Annotated in this window: 28 protein-coding genes; 20 read left to right on the top strand and 8 right to left on the bottom strand. The window is 73.5% G+C overall.

Annotated features, from left to right (window positions below; genetic code table 11):
* Positions 1 to 41: 41 nt before the first annotated feature.
* From ligD to Sco07f_RS21265, 11 genes are all read left to right on the top strand, one after another.
* Complete coding sequence (gene ligD, locus Sco07f_RS21315; protein WP_007445591.1) at positions 42 to 947, top strand: non-homologous end-joining DNA ligase; 906 nt, start codon at positions 42 to 44, stop codon at positions 945 to 947.
* 99 nt (positions 948 to 1,046) lie between these two features.
* Positions 1,047 to 1,412: a gas vesicle protein GvpO gene (locus tag Sco07f_RS21310; protein ID WP_007445592.1), complete on the top strand. Its 366-nt coding sequence runs from the start codon at positions 1,047 to 1,049 to the stop codon at positions 1,410 to 1,412.
* Between the two features lie 68 nt (positions 1,413 to 1,480).
* Complete coding sequence (locus Sco07f_RS21305; protein ID WP_007445593.1) at positions 1,481 to 1,918, top strand: gas vesicle structural protein GvpA; 438 nt, start codon at positions 1,481 to 1,483, stop codon at positions 1,916 to 1,918.
* Positions 1,915 to 2,688: a GvpL/GvpF family gas vesicle protein gene (locus tag Sco07f_RS21300; RefSeq protein WP_108988798.1), complete on the top strand. Its 774-nt coding sequence runs from the start codon at positions 1,915 to 1,917 to the stop codon at positions 2,686 to 2,688. The genes Sco07f_RS21305 and Sco07f_RS21300 overlap by 4 nt, the downstream gene beginning before the upstream one ends.
* Before the next feature lie 4 nt (positions 2,689 to 2,692).
* Positions 2,693 to 2,956: a gas vesicle protein GvpG gene (locus Sco07f_RS21295; RefSeq protein ID WP_108988797.1), complete on the top strand. Its 264-nt coding sequence runs from the start codon at positions 2,693 to 2,695 to the stop codon at positions 2,954 to 2,956.
* Positions 2,953 to 3,606, top strand: coding sequence for a DNA primase (locus tag Sco07f_RS21290; RefSeq protein ID WP_108988796.1), 654 nt, complete (start codon positions 2,953 to 2,955; stop codon positions 3,604 to 3,606). Before Sco07f_RS21295 ends, Sco07f_RS21290 begins: the two co-directional genes overlap by 4 nt.
* Entirely contained in the window at positions 3,603 to 4,712 is a 1,110-nt protein-coding gene (locus tag Sco07f_RS21285; protein WP_108988795.1) for an SRPBCC family protein, read from the top strand. Before Sco07f_RS21290 ends, Sco07f_RS21285 begins: the two co-directional genes overlap by 4 nt.
* On the top strand, positions 4,709 to 5,035 hold the full coding sequence (locus Sco07f_RS21280) for a gas vesicle protein (protein ID WP_007445598.1): 327 nt from the start codon (positions 4,709 to 4,711) through the stop codon (positions 5,033 to 5,035). The genes Sco07f_RS21285 and Sco07f_RS21280 overlap by 4 nt, the downstream gene beginning before the upstream one ends.
* Positions 5,032 to 5,880, top strand: a complete 849-nt coding sequence (locus Sco07f_RS21275) for a GvpL/GvpF family gas vesicle protein (RefSeq protein ID WP_108988794.1) — start codon at positions 5,032 to 5,034, stop codon at positions 5,878 to 5,880. The genes Sco07f_RS21280 and Sco07f_RS21275 overlap by 4 nt, the downstream gene beginning before the upstream one ends.
* Entirely contained in the window at positions 5,877 to 6,059 is a 183-nt protein-coding gene (locus Sco07f_RS21270; RefSeq protein WP_003972471.1) for a gas vesicle protein, read from the top strand. The genes Sco07f_RS21275 and Sco07f_RS21270 overlap by 4 nt, the downstream gene beginning before the upstream one ends.
* 1 nt (position 6,060) lies before the next feature.
* Positions 6,061 to 6,366, top strand: coding sequence for a gas vesicle protein K (locus Sco07f_RS21265; RefSeq protein ID WP_007445600.1), 306 nt, complete (start codon positions 6,061 to 6,063; stop codon positions 6,364 to 6,366).
* Between the two features lie 64 nt (positions 6,367 to 6,430).
* Here the strand turns inward: Sco07f_RS21265 and Sco07f_RS21260 are convergent, their stop codons facing one another.
* The 3 genes from Sco07f_RS21260 to Sco07f_RS21250 all read right to left on the bottom strand — a co-directional run bounded on the left by Sco07f_RS21260 (position 6,431) and on the right by Sco07f_RS21250 (position 9,072).
* Complete coding sequence (locus Sco07f_RS21260) at positions 6,431 to 6,601, bottom strand: hypothetical protein (RefSeq protein ID WP_007445585.1); 171 nt, start codon at positions 6,599 to 6,601, stop codon at positions 6,431 to 6,433.
* A gap of 54 nt (positions 6,602 to 6,655) precedes the next feature.
* The gene (locus Sco07f_RS21255; RefSeq protein ID WP_108988793.1) at positions 6,656 to 7,477 is read right to left on the bottom strand and encodes a class I SAM-dependent methyltransferase; all 822 of its coding nucleotides are present in this window, start codon (positions 7,475 to 7,477) and stop codon (positions 6,656 to 6,658) included.
* An 89-nt stretch (positions 7,478 to 7,566) separates the two neighbouring features.
* The gene (locus Sco07f_RS21250) at positions 7,567 to 9,072 is read right to left on the bottom strand and encodes a bifunctional phosphatase PAP2/diacylglycerol kinase family protein (protein ID WP_108988792.1); all 1,506 of its coding nucleotides are present in this window, start codon (positions 9,070 to 9,072) and stop codon (positions 7,567 to 7,569) included.
* A gap of 158 nt (positions 9,073 to 9,230) precedes the next feature.
* Between Sco07f_RS21250 and Sco07f_RS21245 the strand changes: the two genes are divergently transcribed.
* Positions 9,231 to 10,850 carry an ABC-F family ATP-binding cassette domain-containing protein gene (locus Sco07f_RS21245; protein WP_108988791.1) on the top strand — a complete coding sequence of 540 codons (1,620 nt, stop codon included), beginning with the start codon at positions 9,231 to 9,233 and terminating at the stop codon, positions 10,848 to 10,850.
* A gap of 49 nt (positions 10,851 to 10,899) precedes the next feature.
* Here the strand turns inward: Sco07f_RS21245 and Sco07f_RS21240 are convergent, their stop codons facing one another.
* Positions 10,900 to 12,021, bottom strand: a complete 1,122-nt coding sequence (locus tag Sco07f_RS21240) for a baeRF2 domain-containing protein (protein ID WP_007445588.1) — start codon at positions 12,019 to 12,021, stop codon at positions 10,900 to 10,902.
* A gap of 62 nt (positions 12,022 to 12,083) precedes the next feature.
* On the opposite strand from Sco07f_RS21240, the gene Sco07f_RS21235 reads away from it, so the two are divergent.
* On the top strand, positions 12,084 to 12,362 hold the full coding sequence (locus Sco07f_RS21235) for a DUF6158 family protein (protein WP_054101968.1): 279 nt from the start codon (positions 12,084 to 12,086) through the stop codon (positions 12,360 to 12,362).
* A gap of 173 nt (positions 12,363 to 12,535) precedes the next feature.
* Here the strand turns inward: Sco07f_RS21235 and Sco07f_RS21230 are convergent, their stop codons facing one another.
* Together Sco07f_RS21230 and Sco07f_RS21225 are read right to left on the bottom strand one after the other, a co-directional pair.
* Positions 12,536 to 13,078: a type 1 glutamine amidotransferase domain-containing protein gene (locus tag Sco07f_RS21230; RefSeq protein WP_108988864.1), complete on the bottom strand. Its 543-nt coding sequence runs from the start codon at positions 13,076 to 13,078 to the stop codon at positions 12,536 to 12,538.
* Between the two features lie 40 nt (positions 13,079 to 13,118).
* Positions 13,119 to 13,517 carry a DUF2795 domain-containing protein gene (locus tag Sco07f_RS21225; RefSeq protein ID WP_007445606.1) on the bottom strand — a complete coding sequence of 133 codons (399 nt, stop codon included), beginning with the start codon at positions 13,515 to 13,517 and terminating at the stop codon, positions 13,119 to 13,121.
* A 205-nt stretch (positions 13,518 to 13,722) separates the two neighbouring features.
* On the opposite strand from Sco07f_RS21225, the gene Sco07f_RS21220 reads away from it, so the two are divergent.
* From Sco07f_RS21220 to Sco07f_RS21190, 7 genes are all read left to right on the top strand, one after another.
* The gene (locus tag Sco07f_RS21220) at positions 13,723 to 16,113 is read left to right on the top strand and encodes an ATP-binding cassette domain-containing protein (protein ID WP_108988790.1); all 2,391 of its coding nucleotides are present in this window, start codon (positions 13,723 to 13,725) and stop codon (positions 16,111 to 16,113) included.
* 69 nt (positions 16,114 to 16,182) lie between these two features.
* Entirely contained in the window at positions 16,183 to 16,611 is a 429-nt protein-coding gene (locus Sco07f_RS21215; protein WP_007445608.1) for a helix-turn-helix transcriptional regulator, read from the top strand.
* A 5-nt stretch (positions 16,612 to 16,616) separates the two neighbouring features.
* Positions 16,617 to 17,033 (top strand): VOC family protein, encoded by a 417-nt coding sequence (locus tag Sco07f_RS21210; protein WP_007445609.1) that lies wholly within the window; start codon positions 16,617 to 16,619, stop codon positions 17,031 to 17,033.
* A 290-nt stretch (positions 17,034 to 17,323) separates the two neighbouring features.
* Positions 17,324 to 18,124 (top strand): RNA polymerase sigma factor SigF, encoded by an 801-nt coding sequence (locus Sco07f_RS21205; RefSeq protein ID WP_007445611.1) that lies wholly within the window; start codon positions 17,324 to 17,326, stop codon positions 18,122 to 18,124.
* Positions 18,125 to 18,263: 139 nt separating this feature from the next.
* Positions 18,264 to 19,199, top strand: coding sequence for a hypothetical protein (locus Sco07f_RS21200; RefSeq protein WP_108988789.1), 936 nt, complete (start codon positions 18,264 to 18,266; stop codon positions 19,197 to 19,199).
* Positions 19,200 to 20,025: 826 nt separating this feature from the next.
* Positions 20,026 to 21,201, top strand: a complete 1,176-nt coding sequence (locus tag Sco07f_RS21195) for an aminotransferase class I/II-fold pyridoxal phosphate-dependent enzyme (RefSeq protein WP_244942090.1) — start codon at positions 20,026 to 20,028, stop codon at positions 21,199 to 21,201.
* Positions 21,198 to 22,244: an MBL fold metallo-hydrolase gene (locus Sco07f_RS21190; RefSeq protein ID WP_108988788.1), complete on the top strand. Its 1,047-nt coding sequence runs from the start codon at positions 21,198 to 21,200 to the stop codon at positions 22,242 to 22,244. Before Sco07f_RS21195 ends, Sco07f_RS21190 begins: the two co-directional genes overlap by 4 nt.
* A gap of 36 nt (positions 22,245 to 22,280) precedes the next feature.
* Here Sco07f_RS21190 and Sco07f_RS21185 read toward each other — a convergent pair whose 3' ends face one another.
* On the bottom strand, positions 22,281 to 22,907 hold the full coding sequence (locus Sco07f_RS21185) for a DedA family protein (RefSeq protein ID WP_087788867.1): 627 nt from the start codon (positions 22,905 to 22,907) through the stop codon (positions 22,281 to 22,283).
* Complete coding sequence (locus tag Sco07f_RS21180) at positions 22,904 to 23,677, bottom strand: MBL fold metallo-hydrolase (protein ID WP_164138852.1); 774 nt, start codon at positions 23,675 to 23,677, stop codon at positions 22,904 to 22,906. The genes Sco07f_RS21185 and Sco07f_RS21180 overlap by 4 nt, the downstream gene beginning before the upstream one ends.
* Positions 23,678 to 23,723 lie beyond the last annotated feature (46 nt).

The following is a 23,723-nucleotide window of genomic DNA, read 5'->3' as shown; positions in this document are numbered from 1 at the left end:
GCAGCGGGGGCCGTGGGACGGGCGACGGCGGTTCCCGGACCGTGCGGGCCGGACGGCACACGGTGGAGGTCCACCGGCCGGACAAGGTGTTGTTCCCGGCCGGTGACGGCGGTGCCGAGGAGTACACCAAGGGCGACCTCGTCGACTACTACCGTGCCGTGGCCCCGTTCATGCTGCCGCATCTGCGGGGCCGCCCGCTGATGCTGGAGCGGCACCCGGACGGGATCGACGGGCCCCGTTTCATGCAGAAGAACACGCCGGAGCACTACCCGGAGTGGATCGCGCGCGTCGAGGTCGGCAAGGAGGGCGGCACGGTCTGCCACACCGTCTGCGACGACTCCGCCACCCTCGTCCACCTCGCCGACCAGGCCGCCCTCACCCTGCACCGCTGGCTGTCCCGGACCGGGCAGGTGGGCCGGCCGGACCGGATGGTCTTCGACCTCGATCCGGCCGGCGACGACTTCGAGGCGGTCCGGGCCGCGGCCCGGCTGCTGGGGGAACTGCTGGACGAGCTGAAGCTGCCCTCGGCGCCGATGACGACGGGCTCCCGGGGGCTGCACGTCGTCGTGCCGCTGGACGGCCGCCAGGACTTCGACGACGTACGGGACTTCGCGCGGGCCGTCGCCGACGCCCTGGCCGCGGACCACCCCGACCGGCTCACCACCGCAGCCCGCAAGAAGGACCGCGGCGACCGGCTGTACCTCGACATCCAGCGCAACGCCTACGCGCAGACCGCGGTAGCCCCCTTCACCGTCCGTGCCCGCCCCGGCGCGCCCGTGGCCATGCCCATCTCCTGGGACCAGCTGGACGACCCCGGCCTGCACGCCCGCCGCTGGACCGTCGCGGACGCCGTCGAACAGGCTCGCACCCGGCCCTGGGCAGGGACGATGAACCGCCCCCGCGCCCTGGGCCCCGCCCGGCGGCGGTTGAACGCCCTGCACGGCTGAGCGCCGCGTACGGCCGCGCGCCATGCACGGCTGAGCGGTCTGCGCAACCCGGCGAGGTTTGGCGAACACACATGCGGCCACCCGAGTGACGAGGTGGCCATGACCAACACCAAGAAGACGCCCGAATCGCAAGACTCGCACCAGAGTTCACGTGAGTCACAGGACTCCCGCGAGTCCCACACACCACAGAAGTCGCGTCGACCCAAGCCCATGGAGGTTCTGCGCGAGGCGCGCGCCCAGCTCGCGGAGCTCACCGGCATGACCGCCGAGTCCGTCTCCTCCTTCGAGCAGACCGAGGAGGGATGGGCACTGGAGGTCGAGGTCCTGGAACTGGAGCGGGTGCCCGACACCATGAGCCTGATGGCGAGCTACCAGGTGGAACTGGACGCCGAGGGGCAGCTCACGGGCTACCGGCGCGTACGGCGCTACGAGCGCGGCCGGGCCGACGCCCGCGGCAGCCGCTAGAGCGGCGCACCGCGCCACCCGTACACGCGAGGACACCACACCACCGACAAGATGGAGGAACAGCAGGCATGACTGTCGTACCGGCACAACAGTCCGGAGGCGGAGGCGGCAGCAGCGGCCTCTACGACGTGCTTGAGCTTGTTCTGGACAGGGGGCTCGTCATCGACGCGTTCGTGCGTGTCTCCCTGGTCGGCATCGAGATCCTGAAGATCGACGTCCGTGTCGTCGTCGCCAGCGTGGACACGTATCTGCGCTTCGCCGAGGCGTGCAACCGGCTCGACCTGGAGGCCGGGCCGCGCAAGGACCCGGGGCTGCCCGACCTGGTCGGCGAGATGACCGAGTCCGGCGCCCGCGGCAAGTCCAAGGGGGCGCTGTCCGGCGCCGCCGAGACCATCTCCGACGCGTTCAAGCAGGCCCGTGACGACGGCGGCTCCGAGCGCGAGCCCCAATCGCGTCCGCGCGCCCGCAAGGCCGCGCCCTCGCGCCGGAAGGAGGAGCAGGAGTGAGTACGTACGTCTACGGCATCACCGCCGCCACGCATCCCTCGCTTCCCGAGGGCACGGGCGGAGTCGGCGACCCGCCGCGCGGAGTGCGGATCCTCAAGGAGGGCGACCTGGCGGCCGTCGTCAGCGACGCCCCGGAGGGACTGCGCCCCAAGCGCAGGGAGCTGCTCGCCCACCAGAACGTGCTGAGCGAGGTCGGCGCGGAAGGCTGCGTGCTGCCCATGCGCTTCGGCAGCGTCGCCCCGGACGACCGGGCGGTCACCGGGGTGCTCGCCGAGCGCGCCGAGCACTACGCGGAACGCCTGGGGGCGCTGGACGGCCGGGTCGAGTACAACGTCAAGGCCACTCACGTCGAAGAGGCCGTGCTGCATCACGTGATGGCCCAGAACCCCGAGATCCGCGCCCTCGCGGAGTCCAACCGGCAGGCGGGGGGCGGAACGTACGAGACGAAGATCCAGCTCGGCGAGATGGTCGCGGCCGCGGTCAAGGGCAAGGAGGCCGAGGACGCGACCGCGCTGGAGCGAGCCCTGGAGCCGACCGCCGACGCCGTGAGCGTGGGCCCCGAGTCCACCGGCTGGCTGGCCAACGTCTCGTTCCTGGTGAAGCGGGAGGTCGCCGACGACTTCCTGGAGGCCGTCGAGCGGGCCCGCGGCGAGATGCCGCACCTCGAGGTCCGCGTGAACGGCCCGCTGCCGCCGTACAGCTTCGTCGAGCCCGGCCCCGCCGAACCCGCGGGCACGGCGGCCGGCGGGGCGGACGCGGGAGCGGGGTGACGACATGGGACTGATCTCGGAGGTGCTGCTGCTGCCGTTCGCACCGGTGCGCGGCAGCGGCTGGGCCATCAGACAGGTGCTGGAGGAGGCCCAGCGGATCTACTACGACCCCGCCACGGTACGGGCCGAACTTGCCCGCCTGGAAGAGCAGTTGGAGGCCGGCGAGATCACCGAGGAGGAGTTCGACCGACAGGAGGACGAGCTTCTGGACCGGCTGGAGATCGCTACGCGCACGAGCGCGGGATTGGGCAACGGGACGGCACCATGAATCGAACGGGACTGGGCCTCGCGATAGGGGCCGGCTATCTGCTGGGACGCACCAAGAAGCTGAAACTCGCGGTCGCCGTGGGCACCATGGTGGCCGGCAAGAAGATGAACCTGACCCCGAAGGGCATCGCCGAACTGGTCTCCGGACAATTGCAGAACAACCCCCAGTTCAAGGAGATCGGGGACCAGCTGCGCACGGATCTGCGGGGCGTGGGCAAGGCGGCCTCGGGCGCCATGGTCGAGCGGCAGATGGACGCGCTGGCCGACCGGCTGCGCGGGCGCACCGCCGAGGTGCGCGACCAGCTCTCCGGCGCGGCCCCCCAGGCGGCAGGCGTCGGATCCGACGACTCCCGCGACTCCCGCGACTTCGGGGACTCGGAGGACTCGGAGGATTCGGAGTACGAGGAGCCCGACGAGCCGCGCGAGGAGTCCGAGGAACGGCGCGCGCCACGGCGCGAGCGGCCGGCCAGGAAGGCTCCGCCCGAAGCGCGGAAGACGACCAGGAAGACGCCCGCGAAGACGCCTGCGAAGAAGGCCGCGGCCAAGGCCCCCGCGAGGAAGGCGGCGGCGAAGCGGGCCCAGCCCGCGAAGAAGGCGGCCGCCAAGAAGACGTCCGGTGCCCGTCAGCCGAAGGGCGGTGGTGAGCGATGAGCGACACCCTGGGATCCGCCGCCGAGGCGGGAGACGCCGCGAAGAAGAACCCGCTGGCCGACGTCGCGCAGAGCGAGGCGGCCGACCGACTGAAGGCCGAGGTGCAGGACTACCTCGCCGCCCAGGCCACCCGGCTGCTGACCGGCTTCGGCACCAAGCTCGGCGAGACCACCGGCAGGCTCAACGACATCGCCGAGGGCAACAGCCCCGGATTCGCCAAGCTCGCCCTCGACGGCGGGCGCAAGCTCGCCGAGGGCAAGAGCCCGATGCGGGCCGCCTTCGAGGTGGGCGCCGGCAAGGTCAAGGACAACGTGGTCGGCGCCTTCAAGAACCTCACCGGCGGCAAGGGCCACAAGAAGGGCGGCGGCGGTCAGAAGCCGACGGTCATCATCGAGTACGTCGACGTCGGCGTGCCGCTGCGCACGGCCTACGACCAGTGGACCCAGTACCAGGACTTCAGCACCTTCGCCAAGGGCGTCAAGAGCGCGAACCGCGCCGACGACACGACCTCCGACTGGCAGCTGAAGGTCTTCTGGTCCAACCGCAGCTGGAAGGCGACGACCACCGAGCAGGTGCCCGACGACCGGATCTCCTGGACGTCCGAGGGCGCCAAGGGCTCCACCAAGGGCGTGGTCAGCTTCCACGAGCTGGCCGACAGCCTGACCCGCGTGGTCCTGGTCATCGAGTACTACCCGAAGGGCCTGTTCGAGAAGACCGGCAACATCTGGCGCGCCCAGGGCCGCCGGGCCCGGCTCGACCTGAAGAACTACGTCCGTCACATCACCTTCAAGGGCGAGGCCGACGACGGCTGGCGCGGCGAGATCCGCGACGGCGAGGTCGTCCGCAGCCACGAGGACGCGGTGGCGGAGGAGGAAGAGCAGCAGGACCAGGACCAGGACCACGAGCAGGAGCCCCAGGGCGAGGCGGAGGCCGAGTACGACGAGGAACCCGAGGGCGAGTACGAGGAAGAGCCCGACGCTGAGTACGAGGAAGAGCCCGAGGGCGAGTACGAGAAGGAGCCCGAGGGCGAGTACGAGGAGGAACCGGAGGACGGGTACGCGTCCCGTGAGGAGTACGAGGACGCCGAGGGCGGGAGCCGTCGATGACCACCCCCAGCCGGCTGCCCGATCCCTACGGCCAGGGACAGAGCGCCAACCTCGCCGACATCCTGGAGCGGGTGCTCGACAAGGGAGTCGTGATCGCGGGCGACATCAAGATCAACCTGCTCGACATCGAGTTGCTGACCATCAAGCTGCGGCTCGTCGTCGCCTCCGTCGACAAGGCCAAGGAAATGGGTATCGACTGGTGGGAGAGCGACCCCGCACTGTCCTCGCGCGCCCGGCAGGACGAACTCACCCGGGAGAACGCGGCGCTCCGCGAACGCCTGCGTGAACTGGACCCGGGCCGCGTACCGAGGGAGGCACCGTGACCGGACTGCGCTACGTCTACGCCGTCTGCCGCCCCTTCGACGCGGCCCTCCAGTCCCAGCTCACCGGGGTGGCGGGCGATCCGCCCCGGCTGCTGGCGTACGGCGACCTGGTCGCCGTCGTCAGTCACGTGCCCGAGGCCGACTTCGGCGAGGAGGCACTGCGCACCCACCTGGAGGACCTGGACTGGCTGACCGCCACCGCCCGCGCCCACCAGCAGGTCGTCGACGCGCTCACCGCCGTGACCACCCCGCTGCCGCTCCGGCTGGCCACCGTCTTCCGGGACGACAGCGGCGTACGCCTGATGCTGGAGGAGCGCGCGGCGGCCTTCCGGCGCACGCTCGACCGGCTGGACGGGCGGGTGGAGTGGGGCGTGAAGGTGTTCGTCGAAACGGAGCGGACGGAGCGGGCGGGGGCCGGGGCCGAGCCGTCGGCCGCGCCGGACCGGCCCGCACCCAGGCCCGTCTCGGGCCGGGACTACCTGCGGCAGCGGCGTCGGCAGTCCCGGGCCGACGACGACCTGTGGAGCAGGGCCGAGGAGTTCGCCACGGGCCTGCACGCGGAGCTGTCCGGCCGGGCCGACGACGCGCGGTTGCACGCGCCGCAGAACCCGCGCCTTTCCGGAGCCGCCGGACGGAACGTCCTCAATGCCGCCTATCTGGTGCGCCGCGACGCTTCCGAGGAATTCGTGGAAAGGGTGGACCGTACGAAGGACGACGCCCCCGGAATTCGCGTGGAACTCACCGGACCGTGGGCGGCCTATTCCTTCGCCGGAGAGGAGACCGGTGCGGGAGCGGCCGACGGGAAGAAGGCGGGAGACGGGAAGAAAGCGGGGGAGGAATCATGACCGTCGTGGAACGCCGTGAGATTGCCCTGGTGGACCTGCTCGACCGGCTGCTGGCCGGCGGAGTCGTCATCACCGGCGACGTCACGCTGCGCATCGCGGACGTCGATCTCGTCCGGATCGACCTGAACGCGCTGATCAGCTCGGTCAACCGCAACGTCCCCTCACCGTTCGGGGACTGACATGACCGGACAGCCCGAACCTTCCGAGCCGGGCGGGCGCCGCCTGGACCTGGACCCCGACACGGTCGAGCGCGACCTGATCAAGCTGGTGCTGACGGTCGTCGAGCTGTTGCGCCAGCTCATGGAACGGCAGGCGCTGCGCCGCGTGGACGAGGGCGACCTGAGCGAGGACCAGGAGGAGCGGATCGGGCTCACCCTGATGCTCCTCGACGACCGCATGACCGAGCTGCGCGACCGCTACGGACTGCGGCCCGAGGACCTGAACCTGGACCTCGGGCCGCTGGGACCGCTGCTGCCCCGGGAGTGAACACTCTCCCGGGGCAGCAGCCTCGTCACCTGTGGTCTGTCACGTGCCGTTCGTCACCGGTCGTTCACCACCGGTACCAGCGGCCCCTGCCGCCGCCGGTCTTCGTCCCGCGGGCCAGAAAGCCGATCAGCCACAGGACCAGAACCGCCAGAGCGATCCACCAGAGAATCTTCACCGCGAACCCGACACCGAAAAGAACGATCGCGAGAAGCAGTACGAGCAGAAGCGGAACCATAATGTTGAACCTCCTGCCGTACTGGTTTCCCGAAATTCGTCGAACAGGCGTCGGTCATGCGTCCTTTCGGCACAGGATTTCTCCGTGCAGGACGCCGAACCAGCTTTCCGGTCGCCGTCCCCACTCCCGCCAGGCCGCCGAGACGGCGCGCAGTTCCTCCGGGGTCGCGTGACCCCCCTCGATGGCGCGTTCCGCGTACGCCGACGCCAGGGTGCGGTCCGCCCACAGGCCGCTCCACCACTCCCGCTCCCCGGGCGTGGCGAAGGTCCAGGTGGCCGAGGTCGCCGTGATGTCGGTGAACCCGGCCTCCAGCGCCCACGCCTTCAGCCGGCGCCCCGCGTCCGGCTCGCCCCCGTTGGCGCGGGCCACCCGCCGGTACAGGTCCAGCCAGTCGTCCATGCCCTCGGAGGCGGGGAACCACGTCATGGCGCCGTAGTCCGCATCACGGACGGCGACGATCCCGTTCGGCCGCGCTACCCGCTTCATCTCCCGCAGCGCCCGCACCGGGTCGCCCACGTGCTGGAGCACCTGGTGGGCGTGGACGACACAGAAGGTGTCGTCCGGGTAGTCCAGCGCGTGCACGTCCGCGACCGCGAAGTCGGTGTTGTCCAGCCCCCGCCCGGCAGCCGTGGCCCGGGCCCGTTCCACGATGTCGGGAGCCCGGTCCACCCCGGTGACATGGCCCTCCGGGACCCGTTCCGCCAGGTCCGCGGTGATGGTGCCGGGGCCGCAGCCGATGTCCAGGATCCGCATGTGCGGCCGCAGGGAGCCGAGCAGATAGGCGGCGGAGTTCTCGGCGGTGCGCCAGGTGTGCGAGCGGAGCACGGACTCGTGGTGCCCGTGCGTGTAGACGGCGGTCTCGTGCGGCTTCGGCATGGTGGATCCCCTCTCCCGACAGTGCGATCACGGTACGCCCGTCGGCCGCATGGTGAGATCCACGTTTTGACATATGGACTGACGGTGGGTCAGGAGAGCAGGCCGCCGCCGGGCAGCGGCCGGTACACCGTGAGCGCCTCCGGCAGCTTCTCCAGCGTCAGGTCGCCCTCGGTCTCCGTCAGCTCGCCGTCGTACGCCATCAGCGTGCCCGGCGCGACCCCCGACAGACGCAGCCGGGGCACCTGCACGGCCGCGTGCGCGGGGGAGCGGGTCAGCGGTCCCGCCAGGGCCGCCGAGAGCAGCCGCAGGGCCGGCCGGCGGCCCCCGTGCACCACCCGCACGTCCAACTGGCCGTCCGCGAGATCGAGCCGGCGGCCGGAGGCGAGACCCCGGCGGTGGTACGTGCCGTTGCCCGCGAACAGCATCCACAGCGGGCGCCTGCGGCCGCGCACCTCGGCCTCCAGCGGATGCCGGTCGGCGCGCAGCACCCGTACGGCCGCCAGCACCCCGGCCGGCCAGCCGCCGATCCGGGGCGACCAGCGCTCCCGCTCGTTGACCAGCTCCGGGTACACGCCGAGGCTGAAGGTGTTCAGGAAGACGCCGCGCCGCCCGCCGGAGGCGAACCGGCCCACGTCCACCCGCACCCCCTCGCCCCGCTCCAGGGCCCCGCACAGGTCCCGTACGTCCTCCACGCCCAGGTCGTAGGCGAAGTGGTTGAGCGTGCCGCCGGGCAGTACCGCCAGGGGCAGGTCGTGGCGGAGCGCGATCTCGGCCGCGGCGTTCACCGTGCCGTCGCCGCCGCAGACACCGAGCACCCGGGCGTGCCCGGCCGCCTTCTCGAGTTCCGCCCGGACGTCCCCCGGCTCGCACTCCACGACCTCCGCGTCGGGCAGCGCGTCGCACAGGGCCCGCACCCGCTCCGAGGTGCCCGAGCCGATGTTGGCGACCATGACGAGACCCTCGCCGCCGGGCAGTGCGGGCACCTCGGCACGCGGCCGGGCCGGCGGCGTGTGCTGCGCCCGCGTCGGCACCATCCCCCGCACGGCGAACGCGGCGCCCGCGCCGAGCGCCGCACCGGCCAGGACGTCGCTGGGGAAGTGGACGCCGGTGTACACCCGGGACAGGGCGACCGCGGCGGCCACCGGGGCCACCGCCGCACCCCACGCCGGCGACTCCAGCGCGACACCGGTCGCGAACGCGGCGGCCGACGCGGCGTGTCCCGACGGGAAGGACGTCGTGATCGGCTGCCGCTTCAGCTGCCGCACCAGCGGCACCGGGTCGAGCAGTGGCCGGGTCCGGCGCACCGAACGCTTGCCGAGAGTGTTGATCGTCAGCGAGGCCAGGCCCAGCGAGGCGAGTCCGCGGGCGGCGGCCCGCCGGGCCCTCGGGGTGCGCGAGGCGGCCAGCGCGGCGCCCACCGCGAACCACAGCACTCCGTGGTTGGCACCGCGGCTCAGCCGGGGCAGCAGGGGGTCCGCGCCGGGCCAGGTGCGGGCGGCGACGGCCTCGAACGCCCGCTGGTCCAGCCGCAGGAAGCCGTTGCGGAGGGGATGCGGGCCGGGCGTCGGGGCGGTGAGGTCTACGTCGGGACTCATGGGTCCCGCCTACCCTGCGGACGGCGTTTCCTGCCGTGGCCCGCGCCACGTGCCCCGGGCGCCCTGCCGTCCGGCCGAAGGCGGCCCCGCCGAGCGTTCCGGCGGGCGGCCGAAAACGGTTTGCCCGGGGCATGTCCGGAGCAGCACAATCCGGTCCCATGGGTCACCTCGAAGCCGCGCACCTGGAGTACTGCCTGCCCGACGGGAGGCCGCTCCTCGGCGACGTCTCGTTTCGGGTGGGGGAGGGGGCCGTCGTGGCCCTCGTCGGACCCAACGGCGCGGGCAAGACCACCCTGCTGCGCCTGCTGGCCGGCGAGCTGAAGCCGCACGGCGGCTCCGTCACGGTCAGCGGCGGCCTCGGTGTCATGCGCCAGTTCGTCGGCTCCGTACGCGACGAGACGACCGTGCGCGACCTGCTGGTGTCCGTGGCGCAGCCCCGGATCCGCGAGGCCGCGCGCGCCGTCGACGCCGCCGAGCACGCGATCATGACGGTCGACGACGAGGCCGCCCAGCTGGCGTACGCGCAGGCACTGTCCGACTGGGCGGAAGCGCGCGGGTACGAGGCCGAGACCCTGTGGGACATCTGCACCACCGCCGCGCTCGGGGTGCCGTACGAGAAAGCCCAGTGGCGGCAGGTGCGCACCCTCTCCGGCGGCGAGCAGAAACGCCTCGTCCTGGAGGCACTGCTGCGCGGCACCGACGAGGTGCTGCTCCTCGACGAGCCGGACAACTACCTCGACGTACCCGGCAAGCGCTGGCTGGAGGAGCGGCTCGCCGAGACCCGCAAGACCGTGCTGTTCGTCTCCCACGACCGCGAACTGCTCGCCCGCGCCGCCCAGAAGATCGTCTCCGTCGAGCCGGGACCCGCCGGCGCCGACGCCTGGGTGCACGGCGGCGGCTTCACCACCTTCCACGAGGCCCGCCGGGAACGCTTCGCCCGCTTCGAGGAACTGCGCCGCCGCTGGGACGAGAAGCACGCCCAGCTGAAGAAGCTCGTCCTGACGCTGCGTCAGGCGGCCGAGAACAGCCCGGACATGGCGTCCCGCTACCGTGCCGCCCAGACCAGGCTGCGCAAGTTCGAGGAGGTCGGGCCGCCGCCCGAGCCGCCGCGCGAGCAGGACATCAGGATGCGCCTGAAGGGCGGCCGCACCGGCGTCCGCGCCGTCACCTGCGCACAGCTCGAACTCACCGGCCTGATGAAACCCTTCGACCTGGAGGTCTTCTACGGCGAACGGGTCGCCGTCCTCGGCTCCAACGGCTCCGGCAAGTCGCACTTCCTGCGGCTGCTGGCCGGCGACGACGTGGCGCACACCGGGGACTGGAAGCTCGGTGCGCGTGTGCTGCCCGGTCACTTCGCGCAGACCCACGCCCACCCCGAACTGCTGGGCCGCACCCTCCTGGACATCCTGTGGACCGAGCACGCCCAGGACCGCGGCGCCGCCATGTCCCGGCTGCGCCGCTACGAACTGACCCAGCAGGCCGAGCAGTCCTTCGACCGGCTCTCCGGCGGCCAGCAGGCCCGCTTCCAGATCCTGCTGCTCGAACTCCAGGGCGTCACCGCCCTGCTCCTGGACGAGCCCACCGACAACCTCGACCTGGAATCGGCGGAAGCCCTCCAGGAGGGCCTGGAGGGCTTCGCGGGCACGGTCCTCGCGGTCACCCACGACCGCTGGTTCGCCCGCTCCTTCGACCGGTACCTGGTCTTCGGCAGCGACGGGCACGTGCGCGAGTCGGCGGAGCCGGTCTGGGACGAACGGCGGGTGGAGCGGGCGCGCTGAGCCGGATCGGGCCCGCTCAGCCGCCCCACCCGGGTCCGCGGCGGGTGGGTCACTTCCAGCGCAGCAACGCCCCCAGGCCGCCCACCGGCGCCTTCCGGTCGGTCTCCGGCGGCAGCACCGGCGTCACCGAGATCGCGGGCGCTCCGGTCATCACCGCCGAGCGCAGCAGGGCGTCGTCCGCCCGGGCCGACCAGGAGTTCTGCTCGCCCAGCGTCTTCAGCTCGGTACGGCGCACCGCCACCTGGTCGGCGTCCTCGCCGATCCACACCTCACGGTGCGTGTCGGGGGCGTCCGGGATGACCAGCAGCTCGTCGATGCGGTGCTCGCGCGCCGCCTCGACCAGCGCGGGCACGCCCTCCGCGGCGCCGGCCCGGCCCTCGTCGTCCGGCGAGCGGGCGGCCAGGAACCGGTCCAGGTCCTCCCGGGCGCGGCTGCGGACGTGGTCCTCGCGCAGCCCCTCCACCTCGTCGTCCAGCAGCCTGCTCCCGGCACCGCGCGAGGCCTCGGCGATGCGCTCCTGGAGACGCGACGGCAGCCGCTCGTGCACCGAACGCCGCTCCCGGTCGTCGCCCACCAGGACCAGCAGGTCGGCGCCCGTCTCCTCCTGGCACACCGCGAGGGCGTCCGCGATCTCCGCCGCGTTGTGCTCCCAGGTGTTCTCCACCCGGAGCTGGAAGTGGCGCTCCGACCAGTCCACGCTGCTCGTGCGGTGCAGCGGCCACTGCCGGCCGGTCACGCCGCCCGCGTCGGAGCTGCCCAGCGCACTGCGCAGCTCGAAGTCGGCGCCCTTGCGGTCGATGTACGCCACCACGCACACCGGGTCCTCGCCGGCCAGGTCGAGCAACGGCGTGACGTGCGGCAGCGGGGCCCAGTCGGCGGTGGTCCCGCCGTACGGGGGCCGGGCCAGCGGCGGATCGAGGACCACCTGTCCGGCACACGCGAACAGCGCCCGCCCGTGCGGGTCGGTGGCGTGCCGCAGCTCGTCCACCGCCTCCCGCACCGCCCGGCAGGTGGCGTCGTCGGCGCCCTGCTCCGCCAGCTCCCGGGCCACGGCGGCGGCCGTCAGCTCGCGCTCGTGGGGGGTGTCCTCCGTGTGCCGGGAAAGGTCGACGTAGACGGAGGCCCAGGGCCCCTGGTGTTCGTAGAGGGGGTGCAGAAACGCGAGATCCATGTGGCTGCCCTCCCGGGTGCCGCTCGGGGGTGGTAGTGCTGCGGGGCGGGTACCCGGGACGCATGAACGAACACGACACGCGGGACGACACCAGGACCGGAGTGGACCCGGGCCGCCTGGACGACCAGCAGCTGATGAAAGAGCTGGAGACCATCCACCGCACACGCCACGACACCCTCCTGTACGGGTCGAACGACGCGCTGCGGGCCCACAACGACCGCATGGCGGGGCTGGAGGGCGAGTGGCTGCGCCGCAACCCACGCCGCCCGGTGGCCCCGGGCCGTACCCGTGAGGGCGCCCGGGAACGCGGCTGCGGGCAGGCCGCCGCGCCCGGTGTCTGAGGGCCGGGCCGTCGGGCTGTCCGCAGGCCGTGGGGCGGTGTCCGGCGGCCGGTGACCGAGCGCGACGGCGGGCCACCCGCGATCCCTCGCCGGTGGCCCGACCGGGCAGGCGACGGCGGGCCACCCGCGATCCCTCGCCGGTGGCCCGCCCGCCGCCTGCCCGGTCGCCCGCCTCAGCCGGCCGCCTTGGCGAACTCCGCGAGATAGGTCGCGCAGAAGGCCTCGAGGTCGTCCGGCTTGCGGCTGGTGACCAGGACGTTGCTGCCTCCGTCGCAGACCTTGACCTGTTCGTCGACCCAGGTGGCCCCGGCGTTGCGCAGGTCGGTCCGCAGGCTGGGCCACGAGGTCAGGGTCCGGCCGCGGACGACGTCCGCCTCGACGAGCGTCCACGGCGCGTGGCAGATGGCGGCCACCGGCCGGCCCTGCGTGAAGAAGTCCTTGACGAAGGCCACGGCCTTCTCGTCGGTCCGCAGGAAGTCGGGGTTGGCCACTCCGCCGGGCAGGACGAGACCGCCGAACGCGTCGGCGGAGGTCTCGCCCACCACCTCGTCGACGGGGAACGTGTCCGCCTTGTCGAGGTGGTCGAAGCCCTGGATCTTCCCGGACTGCGTGGAGACGAGCACGGGCTCGTGACCCGCGTCCTTCGCCGCCTTCCACGGCTCGGTCAGCTCGACCTGCTCCACGCCCTCGGGCGCGGTGAGAAATGCGATGCGCATGGAGTTCGGGTTCCCTTCCTTCATGTACCGCTCGGATCCTTCACGTACCGCGCGGAGCGGACCGGCCGCCCTCGGTGAGGGCCACCGCCAGCTCCTGGACGTTGTCGTAGCGCGCCTTGTGCGGCAGCCGGTCCAGCTCCTCGACGAGGGCGTCCGGTGCATTGCCGCGGCGCAGTGTGCGGGTCAGTTCCCGCGGTCCCGCGGGGAAGCTGCCCCGGGTCAGGTTCCGGGCCAGCTCGAGCCGCAGGGCTTCCAGGTACGTCGGTCCGCGGCCCGGTGTGACGGGTCCGTACATGACGTCCGGATCGTCCTCGGCGGCAGGTTCCGGGTCGTTCCACTCCTCGCTGCGGGTGGGGTGCCCGGACCTGAGCAGACCCTGCAGTTCATGCTTCATCTCGTCGTCGCGGTGGACGCTCATCCGGTCGCTGCCTCGCTGCATGTCTCCCTCCAGATCCTCGGGGTGCCGACCGCGTACCCGGACACCGCGGGCCGACACGGATTCACCCGGACGGGTCCATTCCGATTTCCGGCGGATCCGCGGCGGATCAGTAATCGAGAAGCGCGGGCCGCCGCGCCCCCTCTAGCGTGTGACCACCGAGGCACTGAGGGCGTCACCCACCGAGCCCCCGACAGATGGAGACACGATGAGCAGCGCCAAGAGGCCGGGCACGCAGGGGCCCGGATCGCACGTCGCCGACAGCCACGACCTGATCCGTGTGCACGGCGCCCGCGAGAACAACCTCAAGGACGTCAGCATCGACCTTCCCAAGCGCCGCCTGACGGTGTTCACCGGAGTCTCCGGCTCGGGCAAGAGCTCGCTGGTGTTCAACACCGTCGCCGCCGAGTCGCAGCGACTGATCAACGAGACCTACAGCGCCTTCGTCCAGGGCTTCATGCCCACCCTCGCGCGGCCCGAGGTCGACGTCCTGGAGGGCCTCACCACCGCGATCATCGTGGACCAGCAGCGGATGGGCGCCGACCCCCGCTCCACCGTCGGCACCGCCACCGACGTCAACGCGATGCTGCGCATCCTCTTCAGCCGCCTCGGCAAGCCGCACATCGGCCCGCCCAGCGCCTACTCCTTCAACACCGCCTCGGTCCGGGCCAGCGGCGCGATCACCGTCGAGCGCGGCAACAAGAAGGCGGTGAAGGCGACCTTCCAGCGCACCGGCGGCATGTGCACCCACTGCGAGGGCCGCGGCACCGTCTCCGACATCGACCTCACCCAGCTCTACGACGACTCCAAGTCGCTCTCCGAGGGCGCGTTCACCATTCCCGGCTGGAAGTCGGACAGCCAGTGGACCGTGCAGGTGTACGCCCAGTCCGGCTTCGTCGACCCGGACAAGCCGATCCGCCGGTACACGAAGAAGGAACTGCACGACTTCCTGTACGGCGAGCCGGTCAAGGTGAAGGTCAACGGCGTCAACCTCACCTACGAAGGTCTCATCCCGAAGATCCAGAAGTCCTTCCTGTCCAAGGACAAGGAGGCGATGCAGCCGCACATCAGGGCCTTCGTGGAGCGGGCCGTCACCTTCACCACCTGCCCCGAGTGCGAGGGTACCCGGCTCAGCGAGGGCGCCCGCTCCTCGAAGATCAAGAAGATCAGCATCGCCGACGCCTGCGCGATGGAGATCCGGGACCTGGCGCAGTGGGTCCGCGACCTCGACGAACCCTCGGTGGCACCGCTGCTCACGGCCCTGCGGGACACCCTCGACTCCTTCGTGGAGATCGGCCTCGGCTACCTCTCGCTCGACCGGCCCGCGGGCACCCTGTCCGGCGGTGAGGCACAGCGCGTCAAGATGATCCGCCACCTCGGCTCGTCGCTCACCGACACCACGTACGTCTTCGACGAGCCCACCGTCGGACTGCACCCCCACGACATCCAGCGGATGAACGACCTGCTGCTGCGCCTGCGCGACAAGGGCAACACGGTCCTCGTCGTCGAGCACAAGCCGGAGGCCATCGCGATCGCCGACCACGTCGTCGACCTCGGCCCCGGCGCCGGGGCCGCGGGCGGCACCGTCTGCTTCGAGGGCACCGTCGAGGAACTGCGGGCCGCCGACACCGTCACCGGCCGCCACCTCGACGACCGGGCCGTCCTCAAGGAGTCGGTCCGCAAGCCCACCGGCGCCCTGGAGATCCGCGGCGCGAACACGCACAACCTCCAGGACGTCGACGTCGACGTCCCGCTCGGCGTGCTCTGCGTGGTCACCGGCGTGGCCGGCTCCGGCAAGAGTTCCCTGATCCACGGCTCGGTCCCGGCCGGCGCCGACGTCGTATCGGTCGACCAGAGCCCCATCAAGGGCTCGCGGCGCAGCAACCCGGCGACGTACACCGGACTGCTCGACCCGATCCGCAAGGCCTTCGCCAAGGCCAACGACGTGAAGCCGGCCCTGTTCAGCGCCAACTCCGAGGGCGCCTGCCCCACCTGCAACGGCGCCGGTGTCATCTACACCGACCTGGCGATGATGGCCGGCGTCGCCACCCCCTGCGAGGACTGCGAGGGCAAGCGGTTCCAGCCCTCCGTGCTGGAGTACCGCTTCGGCGGCCGGGACATCAGCGAGGTGCTCGCGATGTCGGTGGACCGGGCCGAGGAGTTCTTCGGCGCGGGGGAGGCACGGACGCCGGCCGCGCACAAGATCCTCCAGCGGCTCTCCGACGTCGGCCTCGGCTACCTCACCCTGGGCCAGCCGCTCACCACCCTCTCCGGCGGCGAGCGGCAGCGGCTCAAGCTGGCCACCCACATGAGCGAGAAGGGCGGTGTGTACGTCCTCGACGAGCCCACCACCGGCCTGCACCTCGCCGACGTGGAGCAACTGCTCGGCCTGCTCGACCGCCTCGTCGACGCCGGCAAGTCGGTCATCGTCATCGAGCACCACCAGGCCGTCATGGCCCACGCCGACTGGATCATCGACCTCGGCCCCGGCGCCGGTCACGACGGCGGCCGCATCGTCTTCGAGGGCACCCCCGCCGACCTCGTCGCCGACCGCTCCACCCTCACCGGCGAGCACCTCGCCGCCTACGTCGGCGCCTGACCCGGGCAACGCGGTCCACGGCGCCGGAAACACCACCCGGAGCGGCCGACGCTGTGGGATCGTGGTCCGGTGACGACGCTGGAGGACCTGGCCCGGCTGCGCCGGGCCCGCGACCTGATGGACCGCGAGTACGCCGAACCGCTCGACGTGCCGGCGCTGGCCCGCGTCGCCCTCATGTCCGCGGGCCACTTCTCGCGCAGCTTCCGCGCCGCCTACGGGGAGACGCCCTACAGCTACCTGATGACGCGCCGCATCGAGCGCGCCATGGCGCTGCTGCGGCGCGGCGACATGAGCGTCACCGAGGTCTGCTTCGCGGTCGGCTGTACCTCACTGGGGTCGTTCAGCTCGCGGTTCACCGAACTGGTCGGCGAGAGCCCCAGCGTCTACCGGGAACGCGACCACTCCGACGGGGCCGCCGTCCCGGCCTGCGTCGCCAAGGTCCACACCCGGCCGGTCAGGAACGGAGAAGCGACGCCCGCACCACCGTCCGTAGCGTGACCCGCATGGACATCAGCCTCGCGCAGTGCTTCATCGCCGTCGACGACCACGACAAGGCGCTCGCCTTCTACCGGGACGTGCTCGGCATGGAGGTCCGGGACGACGTCGCCCACGCGGGAATGCGCTGGGTGACCGTCGGCTTCCCGGCCCGGCCCGACGTCGACATCGTCCTCGAACCCCCGCTGGCGGACCCCAACGCCTCGGCCGCCGACAGGGAGGCGATGGCCGGGCTGCTGGCCAAGGGCCACCTGCGCGGCGTCGTCCTCGGCACCGACGACGTCGACGCGACCTTCGAGCACGTCCGCGCCGCGGGCGCCGAAGTCCTCCAGGAGCCGGTCGACCAGCCCTACGGCGTCCGCGACTGCGCCTTCCGCGATCCGGCCGGCAACATGCTGCGCTTCAGGCAGCCGCGTGGGAACTGACGAACCGGGTGTTTGCCGTGGGAGCCAGGGGGCAGGCGCAAGTTCAGTGCTTCGGACAGGAGGCACGTCCGTGGGAGCGGCGCCACGCCGCCTCGGACGCGTCCGAGCGGAGCCGGACGTCCTCCCACGGTGACCGCCCGACCCCAGGGCCGCGTCGTCGTCACGGTGCCGGCCGCATCGCGAGCCGGAGGCCGCCCGCCTCCCGGTCGTCCCCCGTGCGGACCGCACCGACCGGACTGCCGTCCGGCGCGACGGCGGGACCCCGCACTCCGAGGGAGTTGCGACGCACCATGCCGATCCACGCCACTGTGAAGCACCCGCACGACGACGCCCCCGACACGGCCGACGCGTTCCGTCGGCTCGCCACCCTTCCCGACGGTCCCGAACGCGACGCGGTCCGCGACCGGATCGTCGAGGCGTGGCTGCCCATGGCCGAACGACTGGCGGGACGGTTCCGCAGCCGCGGCGAGAGCTACGAGGACCTGCGTCAGGTCGCCTCCCTCGGCCTCGTCAAGGCCGTCGACCGCTACGACCCCGAGCGCGGCAACGCCTTCGAGAGCTACGCCGTGCCGACCATCACCGGCGAGATCAAGCGCCACTTCCGCGACCACATGTGGACCCTGCACGTCCCGCGCCGGGTCCAGGAACTGCGCAACCGCGTGCGCTTCGCCGGCCAGGACCTGTCCCAGACCATTCCGGGCCGCAGGCCCACCGTCGCCGAGATCGCCGAGCACGCCGACCTGAGCGAGGACGACGTCCGCACCGGTCTCGAGGCGCTGGAGAGCTTCACGGCGCTGTCCCTGGACGCCGAACTCCCCGGCAGCGAGGACGGCTACTCGCTGGGCGACGCGCTCGGCGCACCCGACCCGGCCCTGGACACGGTCGTCGACCGCGAGGCCGTCAAGGACCGGCTGGCCGCGCTGCCGCCGCGTGAACGCGCCATCCTCTACATGCGGTTCTTCGACGACATGACGCAGAGCCGCATCGCCGAGCAACTCGGCATCTCCCAGATGCACGTCTCCCGGCTGATCACCCGCTGCTGCGACCGGGTGCGGGAGCAGGTCCTGCGGGATCCGGGTCCGGGGGCGTGAAACCTCGGGCTCACCCGCCCGGACCCCCGGTTCGCGCGAACGGCGCACGGTGACGGGCGTCCCCGTGCCGTACGGGCTGTGATGGCCGAGGGGCGCGAGTGCCGTGCCCCCGCAGCCGTCGCTCGAAGGAGCCCGTCCCATGCGCCGCACCGCCCGAGCCCTGTCCGTCGCCGTCCTGGCCAGTGCCGCCCTCGGCGTCTGCGCGGGAGCGGGCGCGGCCGACCCGGGCGTACCGTCGCCCCCCGCCGGCACCGGGGCCGGGGAACCCGTGGCCCCGCCGGCCGCCGACGACCCGGCCGCCGTGCCTCCGCCGTCCGCCGAGGAGGCCGTCCCGCCGCCCGGCGGGCAGCCCGCCGCGCGGGTCAGTCCGGCGGACGCCGCCCCCGGTGACACCGTCACCGTCTCGGTCTCGTGCGGCCCGACCGGCGGGTCCGCGCCCCCGAGCCTCGACGCCACCTCGGCGGCCTTCGAGGAGGGCACCGTCGCGCTGCGCAAGGTGGCGGACGACGGGGGGACGGCGTCCGGGCCGACCTACCGCGGCACCGCGCGCATAGCCGCCGCCGGAGCACCGGAGGCGGACCCGGAAGACGCCGGAGACGCCGGAGATGCCGAGGCCCTCGGGGACGCCGCGGACGCCGCGGACGCCTGGACCGTCGACGGTGCCTGCCCGGACGCGTCCGGCGGCGAGGGCGGCGACCCGTGGAGCGCGACGATGAGTGTGCCGGGGGAGAGCGGTGCGGACGCGGGTGCGGGTGCCGGTGCCGGTGCCGCCCAGCCGGGGTGCCGGGAATCCGCCGTCCCGGGCACGGGGGCCGACACGCGGGGCACGCCCTGCGCGTCCGCCACCAAGCCCGCGTGCCCCGAACCCACCGCCGCCCGCGGCGGGTCCACGACGTGGGCCAAGCCCTGCGGCGGCGCGACGACGGCCGAACACGGGGTGCAGGCGGGCACCGGAGGGGCTTTCGGCGGCTCGACGACCGCTCTGGTCGCCGGCGGTGTCCTGATCGCGGGCGCGTGCGGAGCGGCCGCGCACCGGCTGCGGTTGCGGCTGCGCGGGGAGGACGGCGGGCGCTGACCCCGCGCGGCACCCGGCCCGGCTGTGACGCGCGCAACCGGAGCCGCAGCCATGGCGGAGCGGCACGGTGGGTACTGGGACCAACGAGCACGAGCGAGCAACAGGGCGCGGCACGGACAGGCGGCACAAAGGCGCGGAGGCACGCATGCGGCGCACGGACCCCGAGGACCCGGCCACGGCCCCTGACGGCTCGACCGCACCCTGCGGCGGCTCGGCCCCCGGCCCCGGCGGCGCGGGGACGGGAGCCGGCGGTGCGGCTGTCGGTCCCGGTGGCGCCGAGGGTCCCGGTGGCCCGGGCACGAGTCGTGACAGCTCGCCCACGGGTCCTGGCGGTTCGGCGGCAGGGCTCGCGGTCTCGGCAGCGGGGCTCGGCGGCTCGGCCACTGGGCCGAGGGGGCGCGGCCCCGCAGGCCGCGCCGACTCGGGGTCCGGACATGCCGACTCGGGGTCCGGACCCGCCGACGAGGGTTCCAGACGCGCCCAGTCAGGGCCGGGGCGCGACCCCTCGGTATCCGAACGCGCCGACTCGGGATCCGAACCCGCCGACGAGGGGCCCGGACGCGCCCAGTCAGGGCCGGGGCGCGCCCCCTCGGGATCCGAACGCGCCGACTCGGGATCCGAACGCGCCGACTCGGGATCCGAACCCGCCGACGAGGGGCCCAGACGCGCCCAGTCAGGACCGGGGCGCGGCCCCTCGGTATCCGGGTCTGCCGACCCGGGGTCCGGGCGCGCCCGCTCGGGGCAGGGGTCCGCCGACTCGGTATCCGGGTCCGCCGGGCACGGGCCCGTTCGCTATGGTCCGCACTTTCCCGAGGACGGGCTGCCCGTGCTGCCCGAGCTGGCCGCCGTGCTCGCCGCAGCCGCGGGCCGGGCGCGAGGGGAACCGGCCGGCGGGGCCCCCGCCCTCCTGGAGGCCGCGAGCGGCTACTGGGACCGGCGCGGTCTGACCACCGACCCCGGTCACCTCGCCGCCGCCCCCGGCGCGGGCGCCCTGCTGCTCGCGCTGACCGCCGCGCTGGGCGGCGACGTCCTGGTGCCCCGCCCCTGCGCCGCCTGGTGGGCACCGTACGCGCGACTGCTGGGCCGGCCCGTCTTCCACGTGCCGACGCCGGCCGAGTCCGGCGGGGTGCCCGACCCGTACGCGCTGCTGGAGACCGTCCGCCGGGTGCGGGCCGAGGGCGGCGATCCCCGTCTGCTCGTGCTGTCCGTCGCCGACGACCCGACCGGCACCGTCGCGCCGCCCGAGCTGCTGCACGAGACCGTCGAGGCCGCCGCCGCCGAGGGACTGCACCTGGTCAGCGACGAGACCTGGCGCGACACCCTGCACGACCCGCACGCCACCGTGGTCCTCAGCCCCGCCGAGATGCTGCCGGAGCGGGTCACCGTCGTCACCGACCTGGCCGGTGCGCTGCTCCCGCCCGCCTGGCCGGCCGCGGTCGCCCGCTTCCCGGCCTCCGCCGCCGGGAACGGCCTGCACGCGCGCGTGCTCGACGTGCTCACCGCGCTCGGCGCCCGCGTCGCCGCGCCCGTCGCCGCCGCGGCCGGGTACGCGCTCGACGAACCCGAGCCGGTCACCGCCCGCCGGGCGGCCGCCGTACGCCTGCACGCGCGCGTGGCCGCCGCCGCGCACGCGGCCGTCGTCGCCGCGGGCGCCACCGCCCGGCCCCCGCAGGCCGGCCGCCACCTGTACGCCGACCTCGGCCCGCTGCGCGACGCCCTCGGCGCCGAGGGCGTCGGCGACGCCCAGGAACTGGAGGACTTCCTCACCGTACGGCTCGGCATGCCCGCCCCCGGCGGCCACCGCTTCGGCGACGACCTGCCCGCCCTGCGCGTCCGGCTCGCCACCGGCCCCCTGCTCGACGCGGGCACGGACGAGCGGCGGGCGGAATGCCTCCTGTCCTCGGACCCGTTGGAACTGCCACACGTGCAGCGCGCGTTGACCGGCCTGAAGTCGGTCTTCGACGGTCTCCGCGACGCTCAGCGATGGGAGCCCCCTCGATGACGCACCAGCCCCGGTCGACCACGAGCACCCCCGCGTCCGCCTCTGCCAAGGACGTCGGCCCGGCCCCCGGCCACCCGCCGCCGGCCGCACCCCGCCCGCCCGCGGAGCACCGCGTGTGGCCGCGGACCTTCCACGACCGGCTGACCGCGCCGCTGCCCGGCCTGAAGGCCCTCGCCAGATTCGCCCGCGAGGGCGCGGTGAGACCAGGCCCCGCCGGGCTCGCCGACATCCCGCGGCTGCCCTGCGCGCCCGGCCCGCTGCCCCGCGTGGACGCCCGCACCGTCGCCGTCACCTGGGCCGGACACGCCAGCTGGGTGGTCCGGATCGGCGGCCTCACCGTGCTCACCGACCCGGTCTGGTCCCGCCGGATCCTCGGCACCCCGGCCCGGATCACGCCCGTCGGTGTCGCCTGGAGCGACCTGCCCCGCGTCGACGCCGTCGTCATCAGCCACAACCACTACGACCACCTGGACGCCCCCACCCTGCGCAGGCTCCCGCGCGACACCCCCGTACTCGTCCCCGCCGGGCTCGGCCGCTGGTTCCACCGCCGCCGCTTCACCCACGTCACCGAGCTGGACTGGTGGGAGGCGACCGAGCTGAACGGGGTCCGGTTCGACTTCGTCCCCGCCCACCACTGGTCCAAGCGCAGCCTCACCGACACCTGCCGCAGCCTGTGGGGCGGCTGGGTGCTCACCGACCCCGACGGCCGGCGCGTCTACTTCGCCGGCGACACGGGATACGGCCACTGGTTCACCCGGATCGGCCGCCGCTACCCCGGCATCGACCTCGCCCTGCTCCCCATCGGCGCCTACGACCCCCGCTGGTGGCTCAGCGACGTGCACTGCGACCCGGAGGAGGCGGTACGGGCCGCCCGGGACGTCGGGGCGCGCCACATGGCGCCGATGCACTGGGGCACGTTCGTGCTCTCCGCGGAGCCGGTGCTGGAGCCCCTCACCCGCGTACGCGACGCCTGGCAGCAGGCGGGCCTGCCCCGTGAACGCCTCTGGGACCTGCCGGTCGGCGGCTCCCGCGTGCTGGAGTGACGCCCCCGGCCCCCGTGTCCGCCGACCGCCGCGGGCCTACGCCTTCGCCGGTCCCCGCAGCCGCCGCCACACCCCCGGCGCCACGCTGACCAGCACGGTGAGCGCGATCGCCGCGGCCACGCCCTCCCACGGCTTGCTGAACAGGGCGCCGCTGAGGACGCCGATCAGCTGGTACGTCGCCGCCCAGGCCAGGCAGGCCGGCAGGTTGCCCCGGGCGAAACGGCGCAGCGGCCACTTCGCCAGCAGACAGGCCAGCATCACCGGGATCCGGCCGGCCGGCACCAGCCGGGACAGCACCAGCACCGCCACGTCGTGCTCGGCGAGTTTCTCCTGCGCCTGCTCAAGACGGTCCTCCGGCGCCCGGGACCGGATCGCCTCCAGCCAGCGCGAGCCGTTCTTGGAGCCCACCCCGCGCCGGCCCAGCCAGTACAGCGCCATGTCCCCGCAGAACGCGGCCAGCGACGCCGTCGCGAACACCATCAGCATGGCGAACGGCAGCGTCTGGTGCATCGCCACCACCGCCGCCGAACTGACCAGCGCGCCCGTCGGCACCACCGGCACCAGCGCCCCGATCAGCACCAGCAGGAACAGCGACGGATAGCCGAGCGCCTGCTGCGTCGGCTCCGTCGGTATGTCCAGCGTCGCGGCCCCCAGCCAGCTCACCGCGCGACCTCCACCCGCACACTCTCGCCGTGCCCCAGCCGGTGCACCGTCACCCCCGGCGCGCGCAGCGCCGACAGGCGCACGAACTCCTGGCCCGGCGTGTGGAACTCGTGGGGGCGCACGGCGTCCATCCCGATCGGCCAGTACGTGCCGTAGTGCACCGGCACCGCCGTGCGCGGCGCCAGCCGGGTCAGCGCCTCGGCCGCCCGCCCCGCGTCCAGGTGCTCCGCACCCAGGTAGGGGCCCCAGCCGCCCACCGGCAGCAGCGCCGCGTCGACCGGCCCGACCTCCTTCTCCATGCCGTCGAACAGACCGGTGTCCCCGGCGAAATACGTCCGCGCCTCGCCCTCGACGACATACCCGAGCGCGGGGGCGCGGTGCCGTCCGACCGGCAGCCGCCGCCCGTCGTGCCGCGCCGGCACCGCCCGTATCCGCAGGTCGCCGACGGCCGTCTCGTCGCCCGGAGCCACCTCGGTCAGCTCCAGGTGCCCGAGCCGGCGCAGCCCCGGCACCGCCCGGAGTGCGCCCCGGGGCACGAGCAGGCGCGTGCCCGGCGCGAGCCGCGCGAGCGACGGCACATGCAGGTGGTCGGCGTGCAGATGGGACACCAGGGCCACGTCCGCCCGCCAGGCGTCCGGCGGCGGCACCGCCCCCCGCCTGCGACGCAGGTGGGCGAGCCGGCGTGCGAACAGGGGATCGGTGAGCACGCGGACGTCCGAATCCTCGACCGTGCAGGTGGCGTGACCCCACCACGTGAGCTCCACCGGCACCTCTTTGCCTCCTTCGCGCGACTCCCCGAAGCCTACGTCCAGGAGT

Origin of the sequence: Streptomyces coelicoflavus (genome assembly GCF_003112555.1) — a bacterium.
Taxonomy (GTDB): domain Bacteria; phylum Actinomycetota; class Actinomycetes; order Streptomycetales; family Streptomycetaceae; genus Streptomyces; species Streptomyces coelicoflavus.
This window is presented reverse-complemented; position numbering and strand designations above follow the sequence as displayed.